We start from the raw sequence: 22,072 nt of genomic DNA, 5'->3' as shown, positions 1-22,072 counted from the left end.
TTAATTCCTAGGATCAGCATATCGAAATAAAATTTGATAAATATTTTTTCGATCAATGACGATATCAGCAACCACTTTAAGACCTGGAAAAAGTTGAAATTGTTTTCCGTCTTGGTTTAGATCTTGTGTTCCTAAAATAAGAATCACTGAAAAAGAATCTTTCTCTTTTGTATTTGGAATGATTTGTGAAACAGTACCTTCCACAACTCCAAAATCATTTTGATGGAAGGCTTTGACTTTAATCACAGCCGATAAACCGATTTTTACGGCCCCGATATCTTTACTACTTACTTCAACGATGGCTTCTAATGGTTGGCCTTCTTCCATTAACGATGCAACAGTCTGGCCTCGTATGATATTTTGCCCGACGTTATTGACGGCCAATTCTCCAATCACGCCTGAAAAAGGCATTCGAATCACAGCATTCGCAACTCTTTCCTTTTTTAATTTTGTATCTCCACGTAAACTCGCTATGATATTCTCTTCACGTTGGATTTCATCTTTTAGATTTCCAAACTCTTCATTAAATTCTAATAAACTTTGGTCGTAAATGAATTTGGCTCCCACTCCATTTTGAAAATCCATAAATGCTTTTTTTAAACTTACAAATTTACTCAAAACACCGCCGGAGAGTGAGGAACCAGAATTGTTTTCTAAATTATAAGCAAGATTTTTTAAAATTTTATCCGCTTCTCTTTTATTTCGAATGAGTCTTTGTAATTTTTTTTCTTCATAATCTAAATTGTTTGTATCTTTGGATAATTCGATTTGTTGTTCGGAGAATTCTAACTCCATAATGGGATCACCTTTTTTTAGAAAATCCCCTGATTTCACATACAAATTCGTTAATGTTCCCGTCTCCAATGCTTCTACAACATGGTAATTCCCTTTGGGTCTTATATTACCATTTGCCTGCACGACAACATCGACACGCCCAATCATCAAAAATAAAACAAAACAAAAAAAGAATATGGCGATTAGGTAGATTCCCTTCTTTTCCCAGTTAGGTGCAGGGTGTTTCAATAATTCATCATAATAGGAAGCGGAATGTCTTGATTCCCAATTGGAATCAGTTTCTTTTATATTTTTAAACTTTTTAAACATGGCTTTCCTCTTCCGTTAACGTAGGAAACAAATGATAATAATATCCTTTAGTTTGGATTAATTCCGCGTGATTACCCATTTCAACAATGCGTCCTTCATCTAATACGATGATTTTGTCAGCACTCACCGTACTATGCAATCGATGTGAGATTTGAATCACAGTTCTATCTAAAAATACAGTTTCCCATTGGGATTGAATGTGAGCTTCTGTTTCCGAATCCAATGCGGAGGTAGGTTCATCCAAAAATAAAATACTGGGATTTGTAACTAATGCCCGAGCAATCGCAAGTCTTTGTCTTTGCCCACCAGACAATCCAACTCCAGATTCTCCAATTTTCGTTTCATACTTCATAGGAAATCGTTCTACAAATTGATCAACTGATGCAAGTTTTGCTCCAGCTAACAAAGATTCCTTTGGCAATGAGGGATTTTTTTTGGCTAAATTTTCAATGATGGTACCTGAAAATAGAATTGGATGTTGTTCTACAGCACCGAATTGGATTCTTACTTCCTCAGGGTCAAGGGTAGATAAATCAAAGGAATCAACAAATACCTTTCCTTTCGTCGGAGAAAGTGTTCCCATCATGATACGCATTAATGTAGATTTTCCGCATCCACTACGCCCAACAATGGCAATTTTCTCACCAGCTTCGATATCCAAATTGATATCCTTTAAGATTTCTGGAGAACCATCTGAATAACGAAAACTAATATTATCTAGTTTAATTTTTCCAGTAAGCCGAGGAAGTTCACCAAACGGCCGTAAACTGACTAGTTCGCCTGGTAACGAATAAATTTCCGTGAGCCTCATCCGTGATTCTCTTAACTCACTTAGATCCTCGTAAAGATGGCATAAACGGACAATTGGTTCCATGAGTAAGGAATATAAAACTAAAAAACCCAAAAAACTACCTAAAGATAACGTTTCATTTAAAACTTGATTCACTCCAAATGTGATCACTGCAATCAAACCAATTTGTTCAAAGAACTTACTGATGAGTTCGAGTATATGAACCCTTTTTCCAACACGTAAATTGGTTAAGATTGTTCTCGCAATTTCATTTAAACCCTTAGCAAGATATCGACTTTCAATAGAAGACGCTTTGATCAATTGAATTCCTGAAAATAGTGAGAGGAAAAATGCCGTAGTTTTTTTCTTCGATTCAAAGCTATGTTTTTGTAATTTTTTGATTCTTGTACTGGAGCGTACAACTACGATTGCATATAGAATAAGAAAAAATAATCCTACTGAAGATAATCCTCCATCCAATCGAAACAAAACCAAAAGATAAATTGGTAATGTGATTAAATCTAAAATCAAAAACAAACCAGATCGTTGTGTAATCTCTAAAATCCTTTGGTTTTCTTTTAATCTTTGTGTAAAATCACCTGTTTCAAATCTTCGAAACTCAGGAAGTGTTAAGTTTAAAATGTGTTGGAAAAATCTGACAAAATAATTGTATTCAAGATTTTGCATCAAACCAATTGAAATGAGATTGCGAAATAATGAAAACATCGTTTGAAAAAAAACAGCTAAGGTGACTCCAAATACAACGGTGAACAAAAAGTTACGGTCAGAAAAAACCAAAACTTGGTCTACAATTTGTCTGATTAAATAAGGAAGAGACAAAGACAAGATTGCTGAGAAAAAAGTTGCGACCATCACCCAACGAATCTCTTTCTTCTTTGGGTTAAAAAGCATTCGTAGTTCTTTAAAAAAACTGATCAAACTCACTTCCGCAGATAAAGTATTAGGAACGAGGGAAAATTGTAAGATCACACCATCCCATTGTTTTAAAAATTGAGAGGTTGTGATTTCATAAACGCCTTTGATTGGATGAGAAATAAGAATCGCACCTAACTCCATATCAACTAAATATAATAGACATGGAATATTTTCTTCGTCCGTGATAAACACTGGGTTTTCTAACGATTTTAATTCTTGGAATGGAAGATGGAGTTGTTTCGTTAAAAAACCAAGTTTTTCCAATTCGATTGCAAGTTCAAAAATACCTGGTACTATATTTCGACTCAGTTCATTTTTGATCCTGATTTTCCAATTGGATGGAAGGGGTTTGTCAAAAACTCTGAGAGCTAATTCGGAACATACCAAACCAACAAGACTCATTTGATCTGTTGTGACTTGTTCTATTAAAATTGTTTGTGTTGTTTTTCTGATTTGAAATCGTTTGGAAACAAAAGGACGAATTGAATTTTCTTCTTTTTCTTTTGATTTATAAGTAGAATACCTTAACAATCTTGATTGAACGATTTCCTCAAGTTTGTTTCCTTTTTCTGCACCTATGACTTTTCGAAATACATTGCCTGGTATTTGATAAAGTTCTGAATCTTCGGCGGTAATCGCACTCGCTAATCGTTTTTGTTGTTTAAAGATCGCAATTTCACCAAGGATATCTCCCGACTTCATGATTGAGATAATCTTTCTTGGATTTTCTGTTCGGATTTGGATTTTACCTGAACGAACTATGTATGCAGATTCACCTGCTTCCCCTTCTACAAAAATAAATTCTCCCTGTGGAACTTTGATGAGTTGAATGGACTTTAATATTGATTTGATCTCATCGGGAGACAACTCATCAAAAAAACTTAGTTTACGGACATAGTGAAATTTCTCTTGTTCTTCCTCACGATGTTTGGCCTTATCTGCTATTTCTGGATGTGATTCAACTAACTTTAAAAAACGAGATGTAGGCAATAACAATACAATCGAAGGTTCAAGTGCATAATAATCATGTTTCGATGGAGTTTTTGTGAGAGTGATCCTTTCACCGATCGATTCCCCTTCTTCAACAAAGGCATACCTTCCTAATTGGATTTCTTCCTTATTTTGTTTCATACCAAATTTGCCGGTTAAGACAAAATGGATAGAATCAGGCATTTGGTTTGCTTTGATTAAAGTTTGTCCAATGCGCAGAAACTTTACTTCGATGAATGGGAGGAGAGATTCTCGTTCTGAATCATCCAATTCTGCTAATAAATAATTGGATCGAAACACAGTCCGAATTTTATCGAGATTACGCCGAACTTCTGATTGCATTTATTTTTCCGCTAACATTAGCATATGGGTCACTGGAAAATCAAATGGAATGAGTTCAGAATGGATTTGGGGACTTGGCGATTGTGATGTAAAAAGTTTTACCTTACCTTCATACCGATTTTGTACAAGCCACTCATTACGATATTCGTATGAATTAGGTGAAATTTTAAATCCGATTGATTCTAAATTTTCTTTCCATTCATTGAAACTCCAAAAACAAAAAGACTCATGCATTTCACTGTCCCAATTGTCAGTGTAATCTTTTTTGGAAACGTATTCGCAGATATCTTTGAGTTTCATACGATGGTATTCTATACCATCGACGAAAAAGGTGTCCGTCCTAAGCACATAACCTTCCACTTTACGAAAGTCCTTTTGGAATTGAAAAAATCGTTCTTTTGTGGACAAGGAATCTAGGTATTCTTTGGAATTGGAAAAGGCTTCTGGACCACGGCCATGGTTAGTGCCCGATTCCTCTTCCATCCAAACAAAAACTTCTATTTCTTTGCCTTCGGGTCCCACCACATCTCGGTTGATCCAAACCCCACCCATGACCAATTCATCGTAACGATTCTGGATAAAAGAAACCAGTTGGCTTCGACCGCCATAAGACTCAATTTCATGTGTGAGGGAAGATGTATGGATTGTGTTCATACTCATCTTTGGAAAAACAAGTCCACTCACAGCATTCTTTCGTAAAAAAAAGACATTGGGATTCGAAAACTCACCATTTTCTTTTCGTTGTTCACAGATTTGGTAAAGATGCCTTGCGATCTCAACTCCATAAAAATCGGATTCTAAACCACTAGGATCCTGGCAAACCAGTTTGATCCAAGAACCAACAGCACATCCAATATCACCAATCCTACCTGGTTTCACAAAGGGTTTTGTTTCTTGGAATTTGAGTTCGGCGATATTGTCCATTTCGCGGACATAGGTATTATAATCTCTGGATTCTGTTAGGTCTCCATCATCACCAATGAGAGAATCCGAAAACAACATATCAACTTTCTCAAAGAGTCCATAGTCATTCCACAAACGAAGGCAAGCTCTATCTAAGTTATGGTAGATCCCCTCTTCCTCCGCGGCACCAATTTGGGTTGGGTCCTCTAATCCGAGAGTGAATGGTCGAGCTGAAGTCGTTGCCTTCCTTTCTTTTCGTCGGGAGACAATCCCTTCCAGTTCTTCCCATGGGAGTTTTGCAAAAAAAGAAAGTTTTGGGCCTGGAACTTTTTCCACAGGTAAAACAAAAAAACCTAAGGTAAGGTATAAATTGGCGACGGGTGTCGAACAGAGGACAATCGTATTCTTTGGAGTCAATTTGAGTCTTAACTCGGTTTCCACTTCAATTTTTTTCAAAGTATACGAAGCAAAGTTAGGTGACATTCCAATATCATCAATGGGTATGACAAGACTTGGAATCTTAAATTCTTTTGAAAAATCTTGGATCATCATCGCCCTTTGGTAAAGAGAGAGAGGGTTTCGTCTTGTGTTGTTGTGATTGGCCGAAGTGACGGCAAAAATAATGGCGCTAGGGTGTTTGGAAACCGCTAATGGATTTCCAAACACATCCAATACTTCCGAGAGTCCATGTTCTACCAATTGGAGTAAATACTCTTTTTGGTACCTCGTGAGGAGATGGTGACGCCCCGGAAATAATAAGTACATTTTGTACTATGCTTTCGGATTTTCTAAAACAATCGCGATCCCTTGTCCTCCACCGATACAAAGAGAAGCAACACCATACTTCACTCCTCGTCTTTGCATCTCAAGTGCCAATGTCAAAGTCACACGGTTACCCGATGCTCCGAGTGGATGTCCGATGGCAACAGCACCACCATTCACATTGGTAATTTTTGGATCAAGACCAAGTTCTTTTTGCACAGCTAAGTACTGAGCGGCAAACGCTTCGTTCACTTCCACAAGACCGATGTCTTTCAAACTTAGACCCGCTTTTTGTAAGGCAGAAGGAATCGCAAGAGCTGGACCAATCCCCATCTTCGCAGGATCACAACCTGCATGGCCCCATGATTTCACAATGGCGAGTGGTTCTTTTCCGAGTTTTTTGGCTTGGGATGCAGAGGCAACGATCAGTGCAGAGGCACCATCATTGATTCCAGACGCATTGCCTGCAGTAACAGATCCATCTTTTTTGAATGCAGGTTTGAGTGAGGCAAGTTTTGCCCCTCCCGCCTTTCCTTTGATGAATTCGTCTTTATCAAATACAATTGGATTTTTTCCACTAATGGTGATGGGATGGATTTCTTCTTTTAAGATTCCCTTGTTTGTTGCCTCTTCTGCTCTTTCTTGTGAAGTGGCTGCCCACGCATCTTGTTCTTCTCTCGAGATTTTGTATTGGTCTGATAAATTCTCAGCCGTCATTCCCATTGGAAGTTCAACATAGATGTCAGTTAATCCTTGTGCGAGTGAATCTTCAAATTCCGCATTTCCGTAACGAACTCCAAATCTTGCATTTCGCACTACATAAGGAGCGTTACTCATAGATTCGACTCCACCAGCAAGGACAGTGTGTGCTTCACCTAACATGATTTTTTTGGCAGCTTGGATCACAGCTTCCATTCCGGAACCACAAAGCCTGTTGAGTGTTAATGCAGGACTCGTGATGGGAACACCTGATTTTAAGCCGATATGACGTGCTAAATAGATTCCATCTTTTCCAGTAGGGATAACATTTCCAAAAATACTTTCTTCAATTAAGGAAGGATCAACACCCGTTTTTTGGAGTGCTGCTTTTGAAACTTCGACCCCAAGGTCAACGGCACTCATGTCTTTGAGGGTTCCGCCAAAACTACCGAATGCGGATCTCAGTCCGCCCAAAATATAAACTTGTTCCATAGGAACCAGGAATGGGCAAAATTCATCACCTGTCAGCTAAGAATTGAAATTTCACTTGAAAGAGAATGCCACTTAAGTACACTTCCTGCATGAATCGAGAACCAATGTTCGGCCTAGATACAGGTTTTATTTCCAAACAAACCGCTGGCCTCATTCGAGGGATCCTCCAAAAACGATATTCGATTGGAGAAACCTCCATTCCTTTATTTTCTTCCCCTTCTCCACTTTATCCTGGACTAGAACTCATTTCCGACAAAGGACAAAACCCTATCCAAAAACGACTCGTGGTCGGAAGTATCCGTATGGGGTATGGCCACCACAGGATGGCGCTTTCCGTTTACTCTCATTCCTTACAAAAAAACATTCCTACCTACCTTCATGATTTACTGGCCATCGAATCCCCGGAGTCAAAGGCCATTCGTGATATCGATTCTGGTTATAGTTTTTTTTCCCGTATGAGTTCTGAGATCGGTGGGCCAGTGGAATGGATTTGGGGACAACTTATGTCTCAAGGAAATCTCACTTCGCTCGAACTATCTTGCCAACTAGCCGCTCTATATAAGGGACTTATGAATGGCATTCCCACAGACTCCCCTGTGATCACCACATATCCGTTAAATGGTCAAATTGCCATCGCCTCAGGGTTTCAAAAAACCATCCATCTCATTTGTGATAATTATCCACAGTACTACTTACTTGTCCCTGGTGCTCTAAATTTAGTACAGTCTCCCTCTTCGTATACAAAGTTCATGGAGATGGGTGTTCCGAAAGACAACTTAGCAGTGGCGGGACACTGGGTTTCAGAAGACATCGTGTCTAATGCAGTGACCGATTCTGAAAATCGAGTGCGAAGGATTGATGCAAAAAAAGTCAGAAGGTTCTTAATCCCAATTGGTGGTGCTGGTGCACAAAAAGGATACATCGTAGATCTCATCCGATTGACCAAGTCCTATCTCACCAACAAAAAGGCAGTGTATTGGATTAACACCGGAGATCATGTCAAAGTATTAAAAGCAATCGAAGAGTATTTGATCTTCCAAAAAATTCCTTATCTTTCCATTGATTCCTGGGAAGACCTACTAACCTTCATAACACGACATCCTCTCAGGTCAGACGACAATGAAAACAATCCACCTGTTGTTTTGTTTCATTTTCCAACACATACAGAAGCTTTTTCAGCGACAGACAGGCTCATACGAATCGCGGATGTCCTTGTGACAAAACCATCGGAGTTGGCTTTTTTCCCAATTCCCAAACTTTTTATCCGAAGAGTGGGAGACCATGAAGCCGCCTCTGTTGTTCGCTCCTTGGAACTTGGGGAAGGGACAGTGGAATGTAGGGAAGTGATGCATGCAAAGGAACTCGTTCAAATTTTTACCGAGTCGGATGATTTGTTACTCAGAATGAACGAGTCCATCATTAAAAATACGATTGAAGGCGTTTATAACGGAAGTAAGACGGCCGTTGCCATGGCGACCGCAACCTAATCATCTACGTAGAGAATTTATTTTGGAGTTCCAGTTTTGTGGATTCCCAAATCCCTGGAATTTTTTTCCTTCTAGAATCGATGTTTCTACATCACCAGCTTTCACAAGAGCTTCTGCTTTGATCACTACTTCAGAGAGTGCTGCGAGTCCAAAATTAGCAGCCACACCTTTGATCTGGTGCAATTCCGATTGTAGGTCTTTTGGATCTTTGGATAACATCAATCGGTCCAAATTTTCAACCCGAGTTGCCATATTTTCTAAAAGCGAAGCAATCATTTCCTTAAGCCATGCTTGGTCTTCAGGATCATTCATATCCACAAGAGATTCGATACGGGACCAGTCTATTAACAAGTGCACACCACCCTTCCAAAAGATAACAGACGCTGAAAACCGTGTAAATTACATTTTAAAAAATCATTTGCAGGTCTTTCCAATTGGTTTTTTTTGTAATTCAATATGAAAATTCACCCCACTGCCATCATCGATCCAAAAGCGGAATTACATGAATCCGTTGAAGTTGGACCATTTTGTATCATCGAAAAAGATGTCAAAATCGGAGAAGGAACTGTTATCGAATCCCATGTAAAAATCCTATCTGGGACCAGAATCGGTAAATTTAATAAAATTTCTTCTGGCGGTAGTTTCGGCGGATTACCTCAAGATTTGGCTTTCAAACCCGAAACCAAAACCTACTTAGAAATTGGGGATCACAATCATTTTAGAGAAAACGTAATCTTTCATAGAGGAACCATCGAAGGCAAAGGAACTGTCATCGGAAGTCACAATTACCTAATGGGAAATGTACACATTGCCCACGATGTCATTGTTGGTGATCATAACATCATGGTTCAAAATACAATGCTTGCAGGTCACGTTGTGATTGGGAACAAAGTATTCATTTCTGGATCTGTAGGAGTCCACCAATTTGTGCGAGTTGCCGATTATGCGATGTTAGCAGGACTAACGAAAGTTGTGAAAGATGTCCCTCCTTATGCCACAGTCGATGGCCATCCAGGCCTCATCGTAAGTTTGAATGTGGTTGGTATGAAACGAGCGGGAATCTCTGCCGATGTTCGCCTTGCCATCAAAAGAGTCTACAAGGTGATTTATCACAGTGGATTCAACACAAAACAAGCTTTAGCTGAACTTAAGAAAGATCCAAACCCTGCACCAGAAGTGCAAAAGGTAATCGAATTCTTCGAAACAAGCAAACGTGGTGTTGTGGACCACCGTTTTGTTTCTGGTGGATCCGACGAAGAATGAGAGTTCTCGTTACCGGGGGAGCCGGATATATCGGAAGTCATATTGTCCTCGAACTTATGGAACTAGGACATGAAATCATCATTGTAGATGATATGGAAAAAGGAAACGAAGCCAATTTGTTTCCCGAAAATGAATTCATCAAAGGCGAAATCCAAGATCCTGAAATCTTAAAAAAAGCCTTCGCTAAAAAAGTGGATGCTGTCTTCCATTTTGCCGCATGGAAAGCAGCAGGGGAATCGATGACCGATCCTCTCAAATACACAATGAACAATTTAAATGGCACCTTCACATTGTTAAACGCAATGATCCAATATGGATGCCAGTACATTGTATTTTCATCGTCTGCGGCAGTCTATGGAGCTCCAAAGTACTTACCCATTGATGAAAACCATCCCTTACAACCAGAGAACTATTATGGTTATACCAAACTTTGTATTGAAGAAAATTTGGAGTGGTTTGATAAACTAAAAGGTTTAAAGTCCGCAAGGCTAAGATACTTCAATGCCGCAGGGTATGATCCCAAAGGGAGGATCAAGGGAATCGAAAAAACTCCTGCGAATTTACTCCCCATCATTATGGAAGCGGCATCCGGAATTCGAAATGGATTTCAAATTTATGGAAACGACTATGAAACAGAAGATGGTACTTGTGTTCGCGACTACATCCACGTTTCGGATTTAGCGAAGGCACATGTTTTAGCATTAAACTACATCATGGCAAATAATCAAAGTTTAACGGTAAATCTAGGATCCGAATCTGGTTACTCAGTAAAAGAAATGACAGACTTATCAGAAAAAGTTGTAGGAAAACCAATCTCTCACGTAACTGGTCCTAGGCGACTCGGAGATCCAGCGAAGTTACTTGCTTCTTCCAAAAAAGCAAGGGAACTTCTCAATTGGAAACCAATTTATAGTGATGCAGAAACCCTACTTTCTAGTATGTGGAATCTCTACAAAAACTTATAAATTAGCAGAACCTATCTTTTCACATTCCGGGTTGATGGATCTAACAAAATCCAAGGCCCGGTTGTCGAGCACATCAGCACCTAAAAAACTTCCTTCCAGCTTGATCTCTCCTGACAAAAATGACTTTACCCATTCCTTCGTGAGTTGGTTCGAAATCGGTGCATACGACCAGTGCCACTTCTCTTCTTGATAACCTTTGTTGTTACGTGTGGCAAGTGGGCTGTATGGTTGGCAAAACCCATATTTGGATGCATTTTCTTTTAGCCAATCATAGAGAATTTTTCCTTTTCCATTCGATTCAAAGTAAGCATTGTCCAATGCATTCAAATCAAAATCGGTTCCCCAATGGTGGCGTGACGTTCCTGGCGCACTCGAAAATTCCAAAATCAAATGAATGATTTCCTCAGGTGACTTACCTGTGATGGGAACTCGCATCGATTTTTTCCCAGTGAATTTGGATTCCCAAATTCCTTTTTGGTGAGAGAAATTGCGAAAACTGGAGACTAAAAAGATATGTTGTTTATAAGACTTCGGTTTCGAATCTTCAAAATCATTGATCATTCGATGAAGTGCTTTTTTTACATCAGGTCTTAAATAATGTTCTTTTGCATTTTCTTCTAAAATAACAGGCGCTAATGGGCCAGGAGAATTGAATTTACCTGTTAAATAGGAAACTTTATCAATCCCCAAATATAAATCAGATTGAGTTTGTTTGACTGGTTTTTCACCACAGACACATAATAATGAGAGCAAAAACAAAAAAAGATAATTTGGTCTGAACATAATAAGGTTCATTTAAAAATCTTTGGTTAATTCGCAAATAAAAATTTACCTTCGCTAAATCGAATCCTTAACTCAGATACTTCATTTGGGTCATCAAGTGGGATGGAAGATGCATCTTCTTTCGCCTCATCCAAAAGTTCTCTGTCCACGACTAAATCTGCGATTTTAAACTCAGGTAATCCACTTTGTTTGACTCCTAAGAGTTCTCCAGGACCGCGAATGGCAAGGTCTTTCTCTGCCAAATAATATCCATCATTGGAAGCGACAAGGGCTTCGAGACGGTCCCTACCTTCTTCGCTGATAGAATCACCCGTCATCAGAATACAAAAACTTTCCAAATCACTTCTACCAACACGACCACGTAACTGGTGTAATTGGGAAATTCCAAATCGTTCTGCATGTTCCACAACTAAAATGGTAGCATTGGGTACATCCACACCCACTTCCACAACAGTTGTTGTGACAAGGATTTGGATTTCCCCTGACTTGAATTTTTCCATCACGGATTCTTTTTCGACACTTTTCATTTTTCCATGTAATAAGCCAATCTTTAAGTCAGGAAAAACCGTTGTTCTCAAATTTTCATAAGCCACTGTACAAGATTCTAAATCCACTTTTTCGGATTCTTCTACAAGCGGGTACACAATGTAACATTGTCTACCTGAACTAACATACTTTCGGATAGAGTTGTAAACACCGGCCCTACGGTCTTCTTTGTACCAACGTGTATCAATGGGTTTTCGACCTTTTGGTTTTGTTTTGATATTCACGAGAGTTAAATCACCATACAATGTGAGGCAAAGTGTCCGAGGGATGGGTGTGGCAGTCATGGCCAATATATCAGGATTTTTTCCTTTGGCACGTATGGTTTCCCTTTGGTCCACTCCAAACTTATGTTGTTCATCGATCACAACGAGTCCTAAATCAGAAAAGATCACATCTTCTTGTAATAAAGAATGTGTTCCAATGATGATATTGGATTCTCCCGTTTTGATCCTAGATAGTTTTTCAGCTCTGGTTTTTTTATTCTCGCCACCTAACAATAATTCGATCCCAAGGAATGGCATGTTTCCCATAAATTTATAAATCGTTTGGTAATGTTGTCTAGCTAGGATTTCCGTTGGTGCGAGAAACACAACTTGGATGTGGTTGTCAATATAATGCAAACCAACAAGGAGAGCCGTGATGGTTTTTCCAGAACCAACATCCCCTTGTAATAAAAATGCAGAAGGCGAATCGGAATTGGTTTTAGAAAGGATGGTTGTGACAGCCGATTTTTGGTCTTCTGTGAGTTCAAACGGAAGATTTTTTTCTAAATTAGTTCGTGATGGAGATTTTGGAAGTGGCCATAACAGTCGTTTTACTTTTTGTCTCTCTCTTTGTTTGTACAAAAGCAAACGTTGGAAGTAATAAAATTCCTCATACGCAAACCGTTTCCGAGCTATTTGGACAGTTTCCATTGTGTCAGGAAAGTGGATGTTTCGAAAGGCTTCGTCACGACCAAGTAACTTACGTTTTTTGATGAATTTGGATGGCAAATTTTCGCTGATTGTTCCAGCTTCCAAAACTTGGTGGATGAGTTTCCGTAAACCCTTGGAATCGAGTCCATCTTCTTTTAATGCTTCCGTGGAAGGGTATAAGGGAATGATGCGCCCAGCGTGAATGGAATCTTCTGGGTCATCTGCATCGGATAAAAATTCATATTCAGGATGGAGGATTTGGTAACCGCGAAAGTATTCTAATTTCCCTGAGACCACAACCTTTTTATCGATGGCAAAGAGTTTTTGAAAAAAATTGACTCCACGAAAGAAAACTAAATTGATCCTTTCATTGTTTAAGGTTCGAAAGCCAACAAGTAACCGACTTTTTTTTCCGTGCACAATGTAACTATCTACAATACTTCCAAGTAAAGTGACTACATCACCTTGTTTTAAAATGATATCTTTTGTAAAATTACGATCCAAGTATCGTCTTGGAAAATAGGTTAATAATTCATAATACGTAGAGATTCCATGTTCTAATAATACAGTTTTTCGTTTTGGACCAATCCCTTTGAGATTCGATAAACTTTGTGTGACATCAAACATAAATTTTATATCTCATCGGTTGGTTTCGGTTGGCCAAAGGGATTGTCATTTGTATTGTTTGGAACAGTACTGTTTTTTTCGGAATCTAAAATGAGATAACAATACTTACATCCGTAGATCTGAGCCTGTTTTTTTCCTTCACTATTGGTATAAGTGGATATGGCTGCATACAAGTATTCATCCTTTCTAAGGACTGTGCCACAAACAGGGCATAGGCGAATCCTTGGAAGGTTCGGATCTTTTTCTTTTCCGTATACTTTCCGTGGATCACCCACACGTAGATTTTCTTCTTTTTTTAATCGTTCTTTTTCTTTTTGGTTTAAACTTTGGTTGTCTACTGCTGAAAGTGCGTAAAGAAAAAAGGCAGCAGTAAATAATACGCCACAAATCGTAAGAAAGGTGACCATTTAATTCCCTCGAATGTAATCTTCGGAACTCACAGTAGAGATTGGATTTTGAGATATGAGTTTTAAATGTTTCTCCGAACAATCCACTTCAATTAGAGTCTGCCAATCCTCACCACGAAGTTGGCAAAGATTTGATTGGACCACATCTTTTCCATCCATCAAAATCTCAGCAAAATAACCACCTTCTTGGAAACCATGTAAGGAATCCACCGCACCAAAGTTAGATGGATTGATAAAAACAGTATTTCCCTTTTTTTGAATGCCTTGGTCTTCGTGGACATGGCCTGAAACAACAAGTGAAGGGGACTCGTCATCCAAATACCTGCGGATCCCTTGGCTTCCACATTTCCCAACACCCGGAATGGTATCAAAATATCCATAAGCGGGATTGTGAATCCAACAGATATCGGGGAGTTCTTCACGGAAAAAATCTTCTGGTTCGCTATAGTTTTTCCCATTTTTTGTATACTCGTGAAAAACAACTGTTAGTTTTTCAGGAATCCCAGAAGTCCAAATGGGAGCTCCACCATACCCTGATACTTTCAGATTTTGAAAATCAAAACTTTTTCTGTGCAATTCACGTTGGTACAATTCTGTGTACTGCAGATCTAAATCATAATTTCCCGGCAAACAATACACAGGTGATTTTGCATATTTCTGGATGAGTTTTTCGATGATTTCGTATTTTTCCTTCATCGTTTTGGCAGCTAACTTGTACAAGTCTCTGTATTTTTGTGATTTTTCAACGATTGCCGTCGAGTATTTTTCAGGGAACCGAATGGCATGAGTTGTGAAGTCAAATGGTGTGGAATCATCTTTTCTTTCTGTTAAGAGGTAATACAATTCTTCTTGTACACCACAAAAATCGATGATCCGATCAAATGAAAAAAATGCTTTATAAATGATATCGCCAGAAAACAGATACAAATCCGCTTCTGTTGTTTGTAGGATTCGTTTGAGTCCATGAAGACCATCGTGGATATCTGTTAGATAAATGATCTTCATTTATTCATTTTCCCACAGTAACATTTGGACATCTCGGTCTTCTTCAATGTAATCGATTTTAAGATACTCTGGTCCAAAAAAATCCACAAGTGGTTTTAAAATCGTAGAAGACCGAACAAAAATATACAATTCATTGTGGTCCGCCACTAGGTATTGGATTTCAATTTTACCTGCAATCGACGGAACCAAATTTAAAAAATAATTCAGATCAAATAATAATTCCCACTGGAGTCCAGTAATGGATAGAATATGGGGAGCCTCATGCATGATGGATTCAAATACTTTCTTTTTGTGAAAAGGATCGATTTTGACAAACCACCTAACAAAATCAAATCGCCTTGGTTTTGTATCCCAAGCGCGATAACCCACAATTTTTAAACGAGCTTTGTTATCTTTGACTAACACGGGTTTGAGTCTGACTCTAAAGCGAATGGACTTTACTTTTAAGAATCGAGCAATCCACAACCATTCCATTCGGTAGGTGCCGGTTAAAATGACTTCTCCTTTGGAGGAACCAACCTCCAAACTCTCTAAGTCAGGATCTTCTGCAATGATTTCAGTGTTTATGACTTTTTTTAAGCTACCAAGCAGTAAGGTAACTTTGTAATTACTCTTTGGGACCACTTTTGGTGGCAAAAAGAGATTCAGTGGGTTGAAACGGAAGAGATCCGTCAAAAGCATATTTTAATTTTATTTTCTATTGCCTTTTTGGAAAGCAGATTTAGAATACTGAACTCATGAAGATTGGAATCATTGGCGCTGGAAGTTTTGGCACTGCACTAGGTAGTATTTTGGCAGACAAGGGTTATGACGTTACCCTTTGGACAAGAAGTGAGGAACAAGCTCGTTCCATCAATGAAAACCATATGAATTCCAAACATATGCCTGATTTGGTCTTACCCGATCGTTTGAAAGCGAGTACTGACCTCATCCAAGTGGTCAAAGACAAGGATATGATCGTCTCTGCTCCCCCTAGCCATGCCCTTTCTGGGATCTTAAAGGAAATCAAAGACCATATCCCACCCAAGGTTCCCATTGTTTCCGCTTCTAAAGGGATCGAAAATGAAAGTTTACGTCTTGTTTCTGAAATTTTTGAATCAGAATTACCTGGGCAATTCCATTCGCAACTCTCCTATCTCTCTGGACCTAGTTTTGCCAAAGAGATGGTGAAACGAGTTCCAACCATTGTCTCCATCGCTTCCAAAAACGAAGCCACCGCCAAACGAGTGCAAGAGATCTTTAGCTTTACCTATTTTCGTACGTATTGGACTCCTGATGTGGTTGGTGTGGAAGTGGGTGGTGCCTTAAAGAATGTGATCGCCATTGCCGCAGGGGTTGCCGATGGACTTGGGTTTGGTCAAAATACAAGGGCGGCCCTCATCACACGCGGGTTAAACGAAATCACAAGGATGGGAATCAAAATGGGTGCCGATCCAATGACATTCCTCGGACCTTCCGGGATGGGGGATCTTGTCCTCACTTGTTGTGGGGAAGCATCGAGAAACCGAACCGTAGGATTTCGATTGGGGAAAGGGGAATCTTTAAAAGAAATTTTGTCCTCGATGAATGAAGTGGCAGAAGGAGTGAAAACCACTCTCTCCACCAAAAACCTAGCAGATAAATTGGGAGTAGAGATGGCCATCACCCAAGAAGTGTATCATATGTTATACGAAGATAAAGACCCAAAAGAAGTGGTGAGAGCCCTCATGAGTCGTGACCTCAAACGAGAAGGAGTTTAAACCAATCGAATCAGTAGTATGATATAAGATACAATCTGGATCATATAAAATGTGAACCGAATGTTCACAGCAAGGACATTTGTAGCGACCAAATGAGTGAGGGATTGTAAAACCCTTGCTCCCAAAATCACAAATCCCATTTGGTTGACAAATGAGTCCAACTTTCCGAGGCTCACTGTCAAAAATACCACAGCCACAAACAACGGTAAGTTTTCCAAACTATTGAGGTGGGCACGGTTGAGCCTCCAATTGAAATCACTCCCATGTTGGATTCCTGCTGGAAATTCATTCGATTTCTTTTTCCCAAGTAACACCTGTACGCTTCGGTAAGTAGTCAAAGTCACTCCCAGTCCTATTGTCCAAAGAGTGAACAGTATCAATGCTAAATAAATGGGTTCCACATATTCTCCTTTGTATCCACTCACTTTTCTTGAGTGAAACGATACAGGGGGAAATCCTAACTGACTCCCGTTCATTTGTAAACCAATTAAATGATTTTTTTTTGCCTGAAGTGATTTTCTAATCCCAGCCGATGGTTTTGATTTCCTTCCAAACATGTAGCCAACTTTGTGAAAAAAAATGGTCGGGGGCTTCTGGAATTGTAACCAATCGAATTTGGTTTCTTTTGGCAAATTGTGCCGTGAACTCTTTTGGAAACCATTTGTCCTTTGTTGGTAGGAAAATTGTCACATCGGTTCCTTTGACAATATCTTTGTCTTCCACTTGGAAACCTGGTAAAAATAAATTTTGTAAAAACTTGGCAAGAGATTCAACTTGGATCCTTGGATTTTTGACAGGAAAGGATAAGTGGTCCACTTCACCGGATTCCAACCACTGGGGAGTCGCTAAGGTCTCTAATATCCGTTTGTTGGGAGAGTGTTCATCAGAAAGATTTGGTACAAGAAGCAAACGACTGAATTCTTCAATCGAATTGGATTCATACAAATACTGTAAACTCAAAACACTATCTAAGATTGGTGATAATAAAAATAATTTTTGGAAGGGCACTCGATTGGCATACAAAAGAAGAGCAGCCCCTCCTCCACTATGCCCAATCCCATACAAAGGTTTTCCAATATAGTTTTTCTCTTTTAGATATTCATCTAACAATCGTATTGCTGTATTTGGATCATAGGTCCCATGGGAATTCCCATGCGAAGGTGGATTGAACCGAATCAGTCGAAGCCCAAGATTTACCAATTCCGAATCTCGGATCCGAAAGGAACGAGCATTCCCACCAGTGCTTGGCCAAAGGATGAGAATTCTATTTGCTTTTTCGGCAGAAACACCAGATTCAATGATTTCTAATGGAAACATAAATTACTCAAGTGCATTCAATGAATTCCGGTTTGATTCGAGAATCTTCAAAGTCTGAGACCAAACACTGAAAAAACTTAGTTGGGCCAATTGATGTAAATGTGAACCTGAATCAAAATCAAAATCCGAATCAAAGAAAGGGATTATTTCAAGCTCTGTTTACAAAGTCGCGATGATGGGTTTGCCATTTTGAACGATGACTGTGTGTTCACACTGTGCCACATAACTAAGGGTTCCTTGTCTATTCCCTGCCACGAGTGTCCATCCATCTGCTTCCTCATATGCCGTTTGGCTTCCCGTGGAAATAAAAGATTCAATGGCAAGGACTAGGCCTTGGTTTAGTTTCCTATGGTCACGTTTGTCTTCATAAACGAGAACTTGCGGTTCTTCATGGAGTTTTTTACCGGTTCCATGGCCCGCTAAGTTTTTAATCACAGTGAATCCATTTTCTTTGGCTGCCGAATGGATTTCTTTTCCAATATGTCGAAGATAATTTCCAGTAAACGCTTGTTTTGTGGCGCGCATGGTGCCTTCGATGGCAGTTTCACAAAGTTTTTGAAGTGTTTGGTTGGAGTTTCCCACAACAAACGAAATCCCAGTGTCGGCATAATAACCGTCCAGTTTCGCAGAAACATCCACATTCACCAAATCCCCTTCTTTTAGAATGGTTTCTTTTTTGGGAATGCCATGAGCGATTTCAAAATTGGTACTGATACAAGTGAAACCAGGGAATTTGTAATCAAATTTGGGAGCGGAAAATGCGCCTGCGGCTTCAAACTCATGTTTGGCGGCCAAATCAAGTTCCAAAGTAGACACACCAGGTTTTGCCAAAAGTTTTAATAACTCTCTGACTTTTGCGACAAACTTTCCTGCTTTTAAAATCCCTTGAAGGTCTTTTTCATTTTGAATCGACATTTATACAATCTCCCCTCCACAACTAGACCCTGCTCCAGCCGTACATCCATAACAATGGTTTGCTACTACGATTTCTCGACTTAGATAAGAAAGCAAATCGAAATCTTGTATGTGTTTGACTTCTTTTGATTTCAGCTCTAACATTTGGTTAAAATCACAATCATACACAGACCCATCATATCCCACAGAAATTTGGTCCAAACACATGAGGCCATTCACTGTACTTAGATTGAAAGCGTTCACCAATGTTTCCATATACATTTCAAATTTTCCTGCTCTCACAAGGGATCCTAAAAATCGATTGATGGGAAGGTTGTTGATACAATACAATTGGTTGAAAACAATTCCATATTTTTTAAACAAATTCTCTTTGAATTCTTTTTCTAATTGGGACTGCCCAGAACTTAAAAAAAGTCCATTGGGGTTATAAACCAAATGAATCGGTAGTGTTGTCCCATATCCAATCGCATTTAACTTCTCTAAGGCGGTGATAGATTTTTGAAATACACCTTTTCCGCGTTGGTTGTCGGTTACATTTTCCAATACAGAAGGGAGAGAAGAGACAATTTCTACTTGGTTTTCTTTTAGAAACTCATACAACCAATCAAAACCCGGTTCTTCTAAAATGGTCAGATTACAGCGATCGATCACACGTTTGCCAAGTCGCCTTGCTTCCGTTACAAGATATTTGAAATGGGAATTCCCTTCCGGTGCACCACCTGTGATGTCTACCGTTTCAATTTCTGGAATTTTGGAAATGAGTTCAATACAAAGTTTTGCTGTTTTTTTTTCCATCATTTCCGTTCGAATGGGAGATGCATCCACATGGCAATGCCGACAAGCCTGGTTACACCACCTGCCAACATTGATTTGGAACACCTTGAGAGAACGAGCATGAATTGGTTTTCCCACCGTTGTTAAAAACGGTTTTCCACTATATTGGTGTAAGGTGGAATGTTGTTCTTGTAATTCCATACTCTAAAACGAAAGTTCGTCTATTTTATTTTGCATTTGTACACTGTGAACTAAATTGATACCTGCCGCCATGGCTGCCGCAACATGTACAGCTTCATTCATTTGTGCTTCATCAGCACCTTTTTGAAGTGAGGTGGTAGTATATGCATCAATGCAGTATGGACATTTGAGAGCATGGGCAACAGCAAGTGCGATGAGTGCTTTTTCTCGTTCTGATAGGGCCCCTTCTGCCATCACCGCATTGTAGTATCCAAAAAATTTATCCGCAAGAGCTGGATTGGTTCGACCAATCTCTCCAAATTTTCCTAAGTCTTTTGCATTGTAATAATGATTTTCTGCCATACATTCCCTCTATGATGATTTTTTTTGACCTTTCTCTTTTCGTCAAGGGCAAGCACTGTCTTGGGAATTCAAAAAGGTTTTAGGTTCGGTCAATATCTTAGACAAAGTTTCTAATTCTTAAGGATTGGTACGATTCTCTTTTTTTAACTAAATGAACGACTATAGGCAATGATTGTCAGAATTTTCAAAAGGATTTGGAATGGAATGGTGATGGCATCCCAAAGGAAGGCAAACGGAAGAACGGGATACCATTTAATATTCGTTTCAAACTTTTCTATGGAATTAATTTCTATATACCAATGGAGAAGGTATCCATATTTTTTTGAATTTATTTGGTATATCTTTCCTACGATTCCTTGATCATCCACAATGGCCACGACAAGAGAATCATCTGTGGGTTGTTTGGGAATGCGAATTGTCTTTCGAATTTTTGTTTGGCAAACATCACAACGATTCAATTGGAAGGTATGTGGATCCTGACTTGTTTCGATAGGAATTGATTCATAACATGTTTTACCCGACTTTAATTCGAGACAAATGCCAAAGGAATTTTCATATTCCACATATTCAATTTCCTTGGGTATCCCTGTGTAATCATCTACCGATAATTTGTATACAGCAGAGAACTCCTTGGATAGATACAGAGACCAAGAATAGTTGTATGACTTTGGTCGGAAATAGATGCCTCCATTACGGGAGCTTTCCCCTTGGTTTGTTATCTCTCTCATCTCCAAAGTCTCTATTTGGCTTTCTGGGTGTGGCGCATACCATTTATTTATACGTCGATCCAATGCATTGATGGAACGTTTGTATGTTGTCCCATCTTTTGTTTTTAATTCAGGGGATTCAAAGAGCAAATCATTGTTGGGATGGATGAGTTTGATGGAATCCAAATGATGGATTTTAGTAGAAACAAGTTTTGACCTCTGTCTGACTGCGTTTGTGGCACAATTTAAAAAAATCATGACCACAAATACAATCAGGATTCGCATCATGTCGAAAACTTTGGCCTACGTTTTTCGATCAGGGACAAAAACCCTTCTTGGCCATCAGGTGATAAAATCACCTTAGTAAAGAGGTCTGCATCCAATGCGAATAAGGATTCCATTTGGGCGCGGTATGGTTCACGTAAGGCGGTCTTCATCCCACGGCTTGAATTGTAAGTAAGTTTAGATAATGTTTCTGCAAATTTCATCGCTTCCGGATACAAATCTTCTGCTGTATAGAGTTCATCCACAAGGCCAATTTCTTTTGCTTCAGGGCCTTTGATTTGTTTCCCCGTATACAAGAGATCTCGCGCGGCTTTTACACCAACTAAGTCTTGCAATACGATTGTAGGAATGGAAGGAAAGTTGAGACCCACAATGGCTTCTGAAAAACCAATCCTGCCTCCTTTGTCCACCATATAACGGTAATCCGAAAAGAGAGCAAACACTGCCCCTGCGGCCATACAATGGCCATTGATCACAGCAATCGTAGGTACGGGAAAGTGGAAATAGGTTTGCGCCGTACGTAACAACTGTTCCACGGAACGTCTCACATCCGATTCGGTTTTTCCATACATGAGAGTGGGTTCAATCCCATTGGAAAAAAACTGAGTTTGTGCGGAGGTAAAAAGCAAAACACGCAAATTAGGATTATTTGCGTGTTTGTTTAAAATTTGTTGGAATAAAACAAAGGCTTCAAAATCAAATGTGTTTTTTTCATTGGACTGCATCTTGATTTCCAAGATGCGGTCTCCATGAAATATCTCTGCAAAAGGAGTCATA

At 39.3% G+C, this 22,072-nt stretch carries 21 protein-coding genes; 4 read left to right on the top strand and 17 right to left on the bottom strand.

Features of this window, described 5'->3' with window-relative positions:
- From LEPBI_RS01750 to LEPBI_RS01735, 4 genes are read right to left on the bottom strand one after another with little or no spacing between them, the layout of a single operon-like run.
- The gene (locus LEPBI_RS01750) at positions 1–1,104 is read right to left on the bottom strand and encodes a beta-barrel domain-containing protein (protein ID WP_012387389.1); all 1,104 of its coding nucleotides are present in this window, start codon (positions 1,102–1,104) and stop codon (positions 1–3) included.
- On the bottom strand, positions 1,097–4,162 hold the full coding sequence (locus tag LEPBI_RS01745; protein ID WP_012387388.1) for a peptidase domain-containing ABC transporter: 3,066 nt from the start codon (positions 4,160–4,162) through the stop codon (positions 1,097–1,099). Before LEPBI_RS01745 ends, LEPBI_RS01750 begins: the two co-directional genes overlap by 8 nt.
- Positions 4,163–5,830, bottom strand: a complete 1,668-nt coding sequence (locus tag LEPBI_RS01740; protein WP_012476100.1) for a nucleotidyl transferase family protein — start codon at positions 5,828–5,830, stop codon at positions 4,163–4,165.
- 6 nt (positions 5,831–5,836) lie between these two features.
- Positions 5,837–7,018 (bottom strand): acetyl-CoA C-acetyltransferase, encoded by a 1,182-nt coding sequence (locus LEPBI_RS01735; protein WP_012387386.1) that lies wholly within the window; start codon positions 7,016–7,018, stop codon positions 5,837–5,839.
- 104 nt (positions 7,019–7,122) lie between these two features.
- Between LEPBI_RS01735 and LEPBI_RS01730 the strand changes: the two genes are divergently transcribed.
- Positions 7,123–8,505 carry a DUF6938 domain-containing protein gene (locus tag LEPBI_RS01730; RefSeq protein WP_226992852.1) on the top strand — a complete coding sequence of 461 codons (1,383 nt, stop codon included), beginning with the start codon at positions 7,123–7,125 and terminating at the stop codon, positions 8,503–8,505.
- Here the strand turns inward: LEPBI_RS01730 and LEPBI_RS01725 are convergent, their stop codons facing one another.
- The gene (locus LEPBI_RS01725) at positions 8,506–8,862 is read right to left on the bottom strand and encodes an Hpt domain-containing protein (protein ID WP_012387384.1); all 357 of its coding nucleotides are present in this window, start codon (positions 8,860–8,862) and stop codon (positions 8,506–8,508) included. It abuts the gene before it with no gap.
- 99 nt (positions 8,863–8,961) lie between these two features.
- Between LEPBI_RS01725 and lpxA the strand changes: the two genes are divergently transcribed.
- On the top strand, positions 8,962–9,768 hold the full coding sequence (lpxA, locus tag LEPBI_RS01720) for an acyl-ACP--UDP-N-acetylglucosamine O-acyltransferase (RefSeq protein WP_012387383.1): 807 nt from the start codon (positions 8,962–8,964) through the stop codon (positions 9,766–9,768).
- Entirely contained in the window at positions 9,765–10,733 is a 969-nt protein-coding gene (galE, locus tag LEPBI_RS01715) for a UDP-glucose 4-epimerase GalE (RefSeq protein ID WP_012387382.1), read from the top strand. Before lpxA ends, galE begins: the two co-directional genes overlap by 4 nt.
- Here the strand turns inward: galE and LEPBI_RS01710 are convergent.
- From LEPBI_RS01710 to LEPBI_RS01690, 5 genes are read right to left on the bottom strand one after another with little or no spacing between them, the layout of a single operon-like run.
- Positions 10,728–11,528 (bottom strand): M15 family metallopeptidase, encoded by an 801-nt coding sequence (locus LEPBI_RS01710; protein ID WP_012387381.1) that lies wholly within the window; start codon positions 11,526–11,528, stop codon positions 10,728–10,730. The genes galE and LEPBI_RS01710 overlap by 6 nt on opposite strands.
- A 14-nt stretch (positions 11,529–11,542) precedes the next feature.
- Positions 11,543–13,603, bottom strand: coding sequence for an ATP-dependent DNA helicase RecG (gene recG / locus LEPBI_RS01705; protein WP_012387380.1), 2,061 nt, complete (start codon positions 13,601–13,603; stop codon positions 11,543–11,545).
- 5 nt (positions 13,604–13,608) lie between these two features.
- Positions 13,609–14,010, bottom strand: coding sequence for a hypothetical protein (locus LEPBI_RS01700; protein ID WP_012387379.1), 402 nt, complete (start codon positions 14,008–14,010; stop codon positions 13,609–13,611).
- Complete coding sequence (locus LEPBI_RS01695; RefSeq protein WP_012387378.1) at positions 14,011–15,015, bottom strand: metallophosphoesterase family protein; 1,005 nt, start codon at positions 15,013–15,015, stop codon at positions 14,011–14,013. It lies immediately after the preceding gene.
- Complete coding sequence (locus tag LEPBI_RS01690) at positions 15,016–15,696, bottom strand: hypothetical protein (protein WP_012387377.1); 681 nt, start codon at positions 15,694–15,696, stop codon at positions 15,016–15,018.
- A gap of 56 nt (positions 15,697–15,752) precedes the next feature.
- On the opposite strand from LEPBI_RS01690, the gene LEPBI_RS01685 reads away from it, so the two are divergent.
- Positions 15,753–16,754, top strand: a complete 1,002-nt coding sequence (locus LEPBI_RS01685; RefSeq protein ID WP_012387376.1) for an NAD(P)H-dependent glycerol-3-phosphate dehydrogenase — start codon at positions 15,753–15,755, stop codon at positions 16,752–16,754.
- On the opposite strand, the gene LEPBI_RS01680 is transcribed toward LEPBI_RS01685, so the two are convergent.
- The 7 genes from LEPBI_RS01680 to LEPBI_RS01650 form a co-directional block, all read right to left on the bottom strand.
- Positions 16,751–17,155 carry an MAPEG family protein gene (locus LEPBI_RS01680; RefSeq protein WP_012387375.1) on the bottom strand — a complete coding sequence of 135 codons (405 nt, stop codon included), beginning with the start codon at positions 17,153–17,155 and terminating at the stop codon, positions 16,751–16,753. The genes LEPBI_RS01685 and LEPBI_RS01680 overlap by 4 nt on opposite strands.
- A gap of 118 nt (positions 17,156–17,273) precedes the next feature.
- Entirely contained in the window at positions 17,274–18,071 is a 798-nt protein-coding gene (locus LEPBI_RS01675) for an alpha/beta hydrolase (protein ID WP_012387374.1), read from the bottom strand.
- Positions 18,072–18,230: 159 nt separating this feature from the next.
- Entirely contained in the window at positions 18,231–18,986 is a 756-nt protein-coding gene (map, locus tag LEPBI_RS01670) for a type I methionyl aminopeptidase (protein WP_012387373.1), read from the bottom strand.
- Complete coding sequence (arsS, locus tag LEPBI_RS01665) at positions 18,987–19,961, bottom strand: arsenosugar biosynthesis radical SAM (seleno)protein ArsS (protein ID WP_012387372.1); 975 nt, start codon at positions 19,959–19,961, stop codon at positions 18,987–18,989.
- A 3-nt stretch (positions 19,962–19,964) separates the two neighbouring features.
- On the bottom strand, positions 19,965–20,303 hold the full coding sequence (locus LEPBI_RS01660) for an arsenosugar biosynthesis-associated peroxidase-like protein (RefSeq protein WP_012387371.1): 339 nt from the start codon (positions 20,301–20,303) through the stop codon (positions 19,965–19,967).
- Between the two features lie 143 nt (positions 20,304–20,446).
- Positions 20,447–21,298 carry a hypothetical protein gene (locus LEPBI_RS01655; protein WP_012387370.1) on the bottom strand — a complete coding sequence of 284 codons (852 nt, stop codon included), beginning with the start codon at positions 21,296–21,298 and terminating at the stop codon, positions 20,447–20,449.
- Positions 21,295–22,071 carry an enoyl-CoA hydratase/isomerase family protein gene (locus LEPBI_RS01650; protein ID WP_012476098.1) on the bottom strand — a complete coding sequence of 259 codons (777 nt, stop codon included), beginning with the start codon at positions 22,069–22,071 and terminating at the stop codon, positions 21,295–21,297. The genes LEPBI_RS01655 and LEPBI_RS01650 overlap by 4 nt, the downstream gene beginning before the upstream one ends.
- Position 22,072 lies beyond the last annotated feature (1 nt).

Origin of the sequence: Leptospira biflexa serovar Patoc strain 'Patoc 1 (Paris)' (assembly GCF_000017685.1) — a bacterium.
In the GTDB taxonomy this organism is placed as follows: Bacteria; Spirochaetota; Leptospiria; order Leptospirales; family Leptospiraceae; genus Leptospira_A; species Leptospira_A biflexa.
The sequence above is the reverse complement of the archived record's forward strand: the minus strand, read 5'-3'. Positions and strand labels throughout refer to the sequence as shown.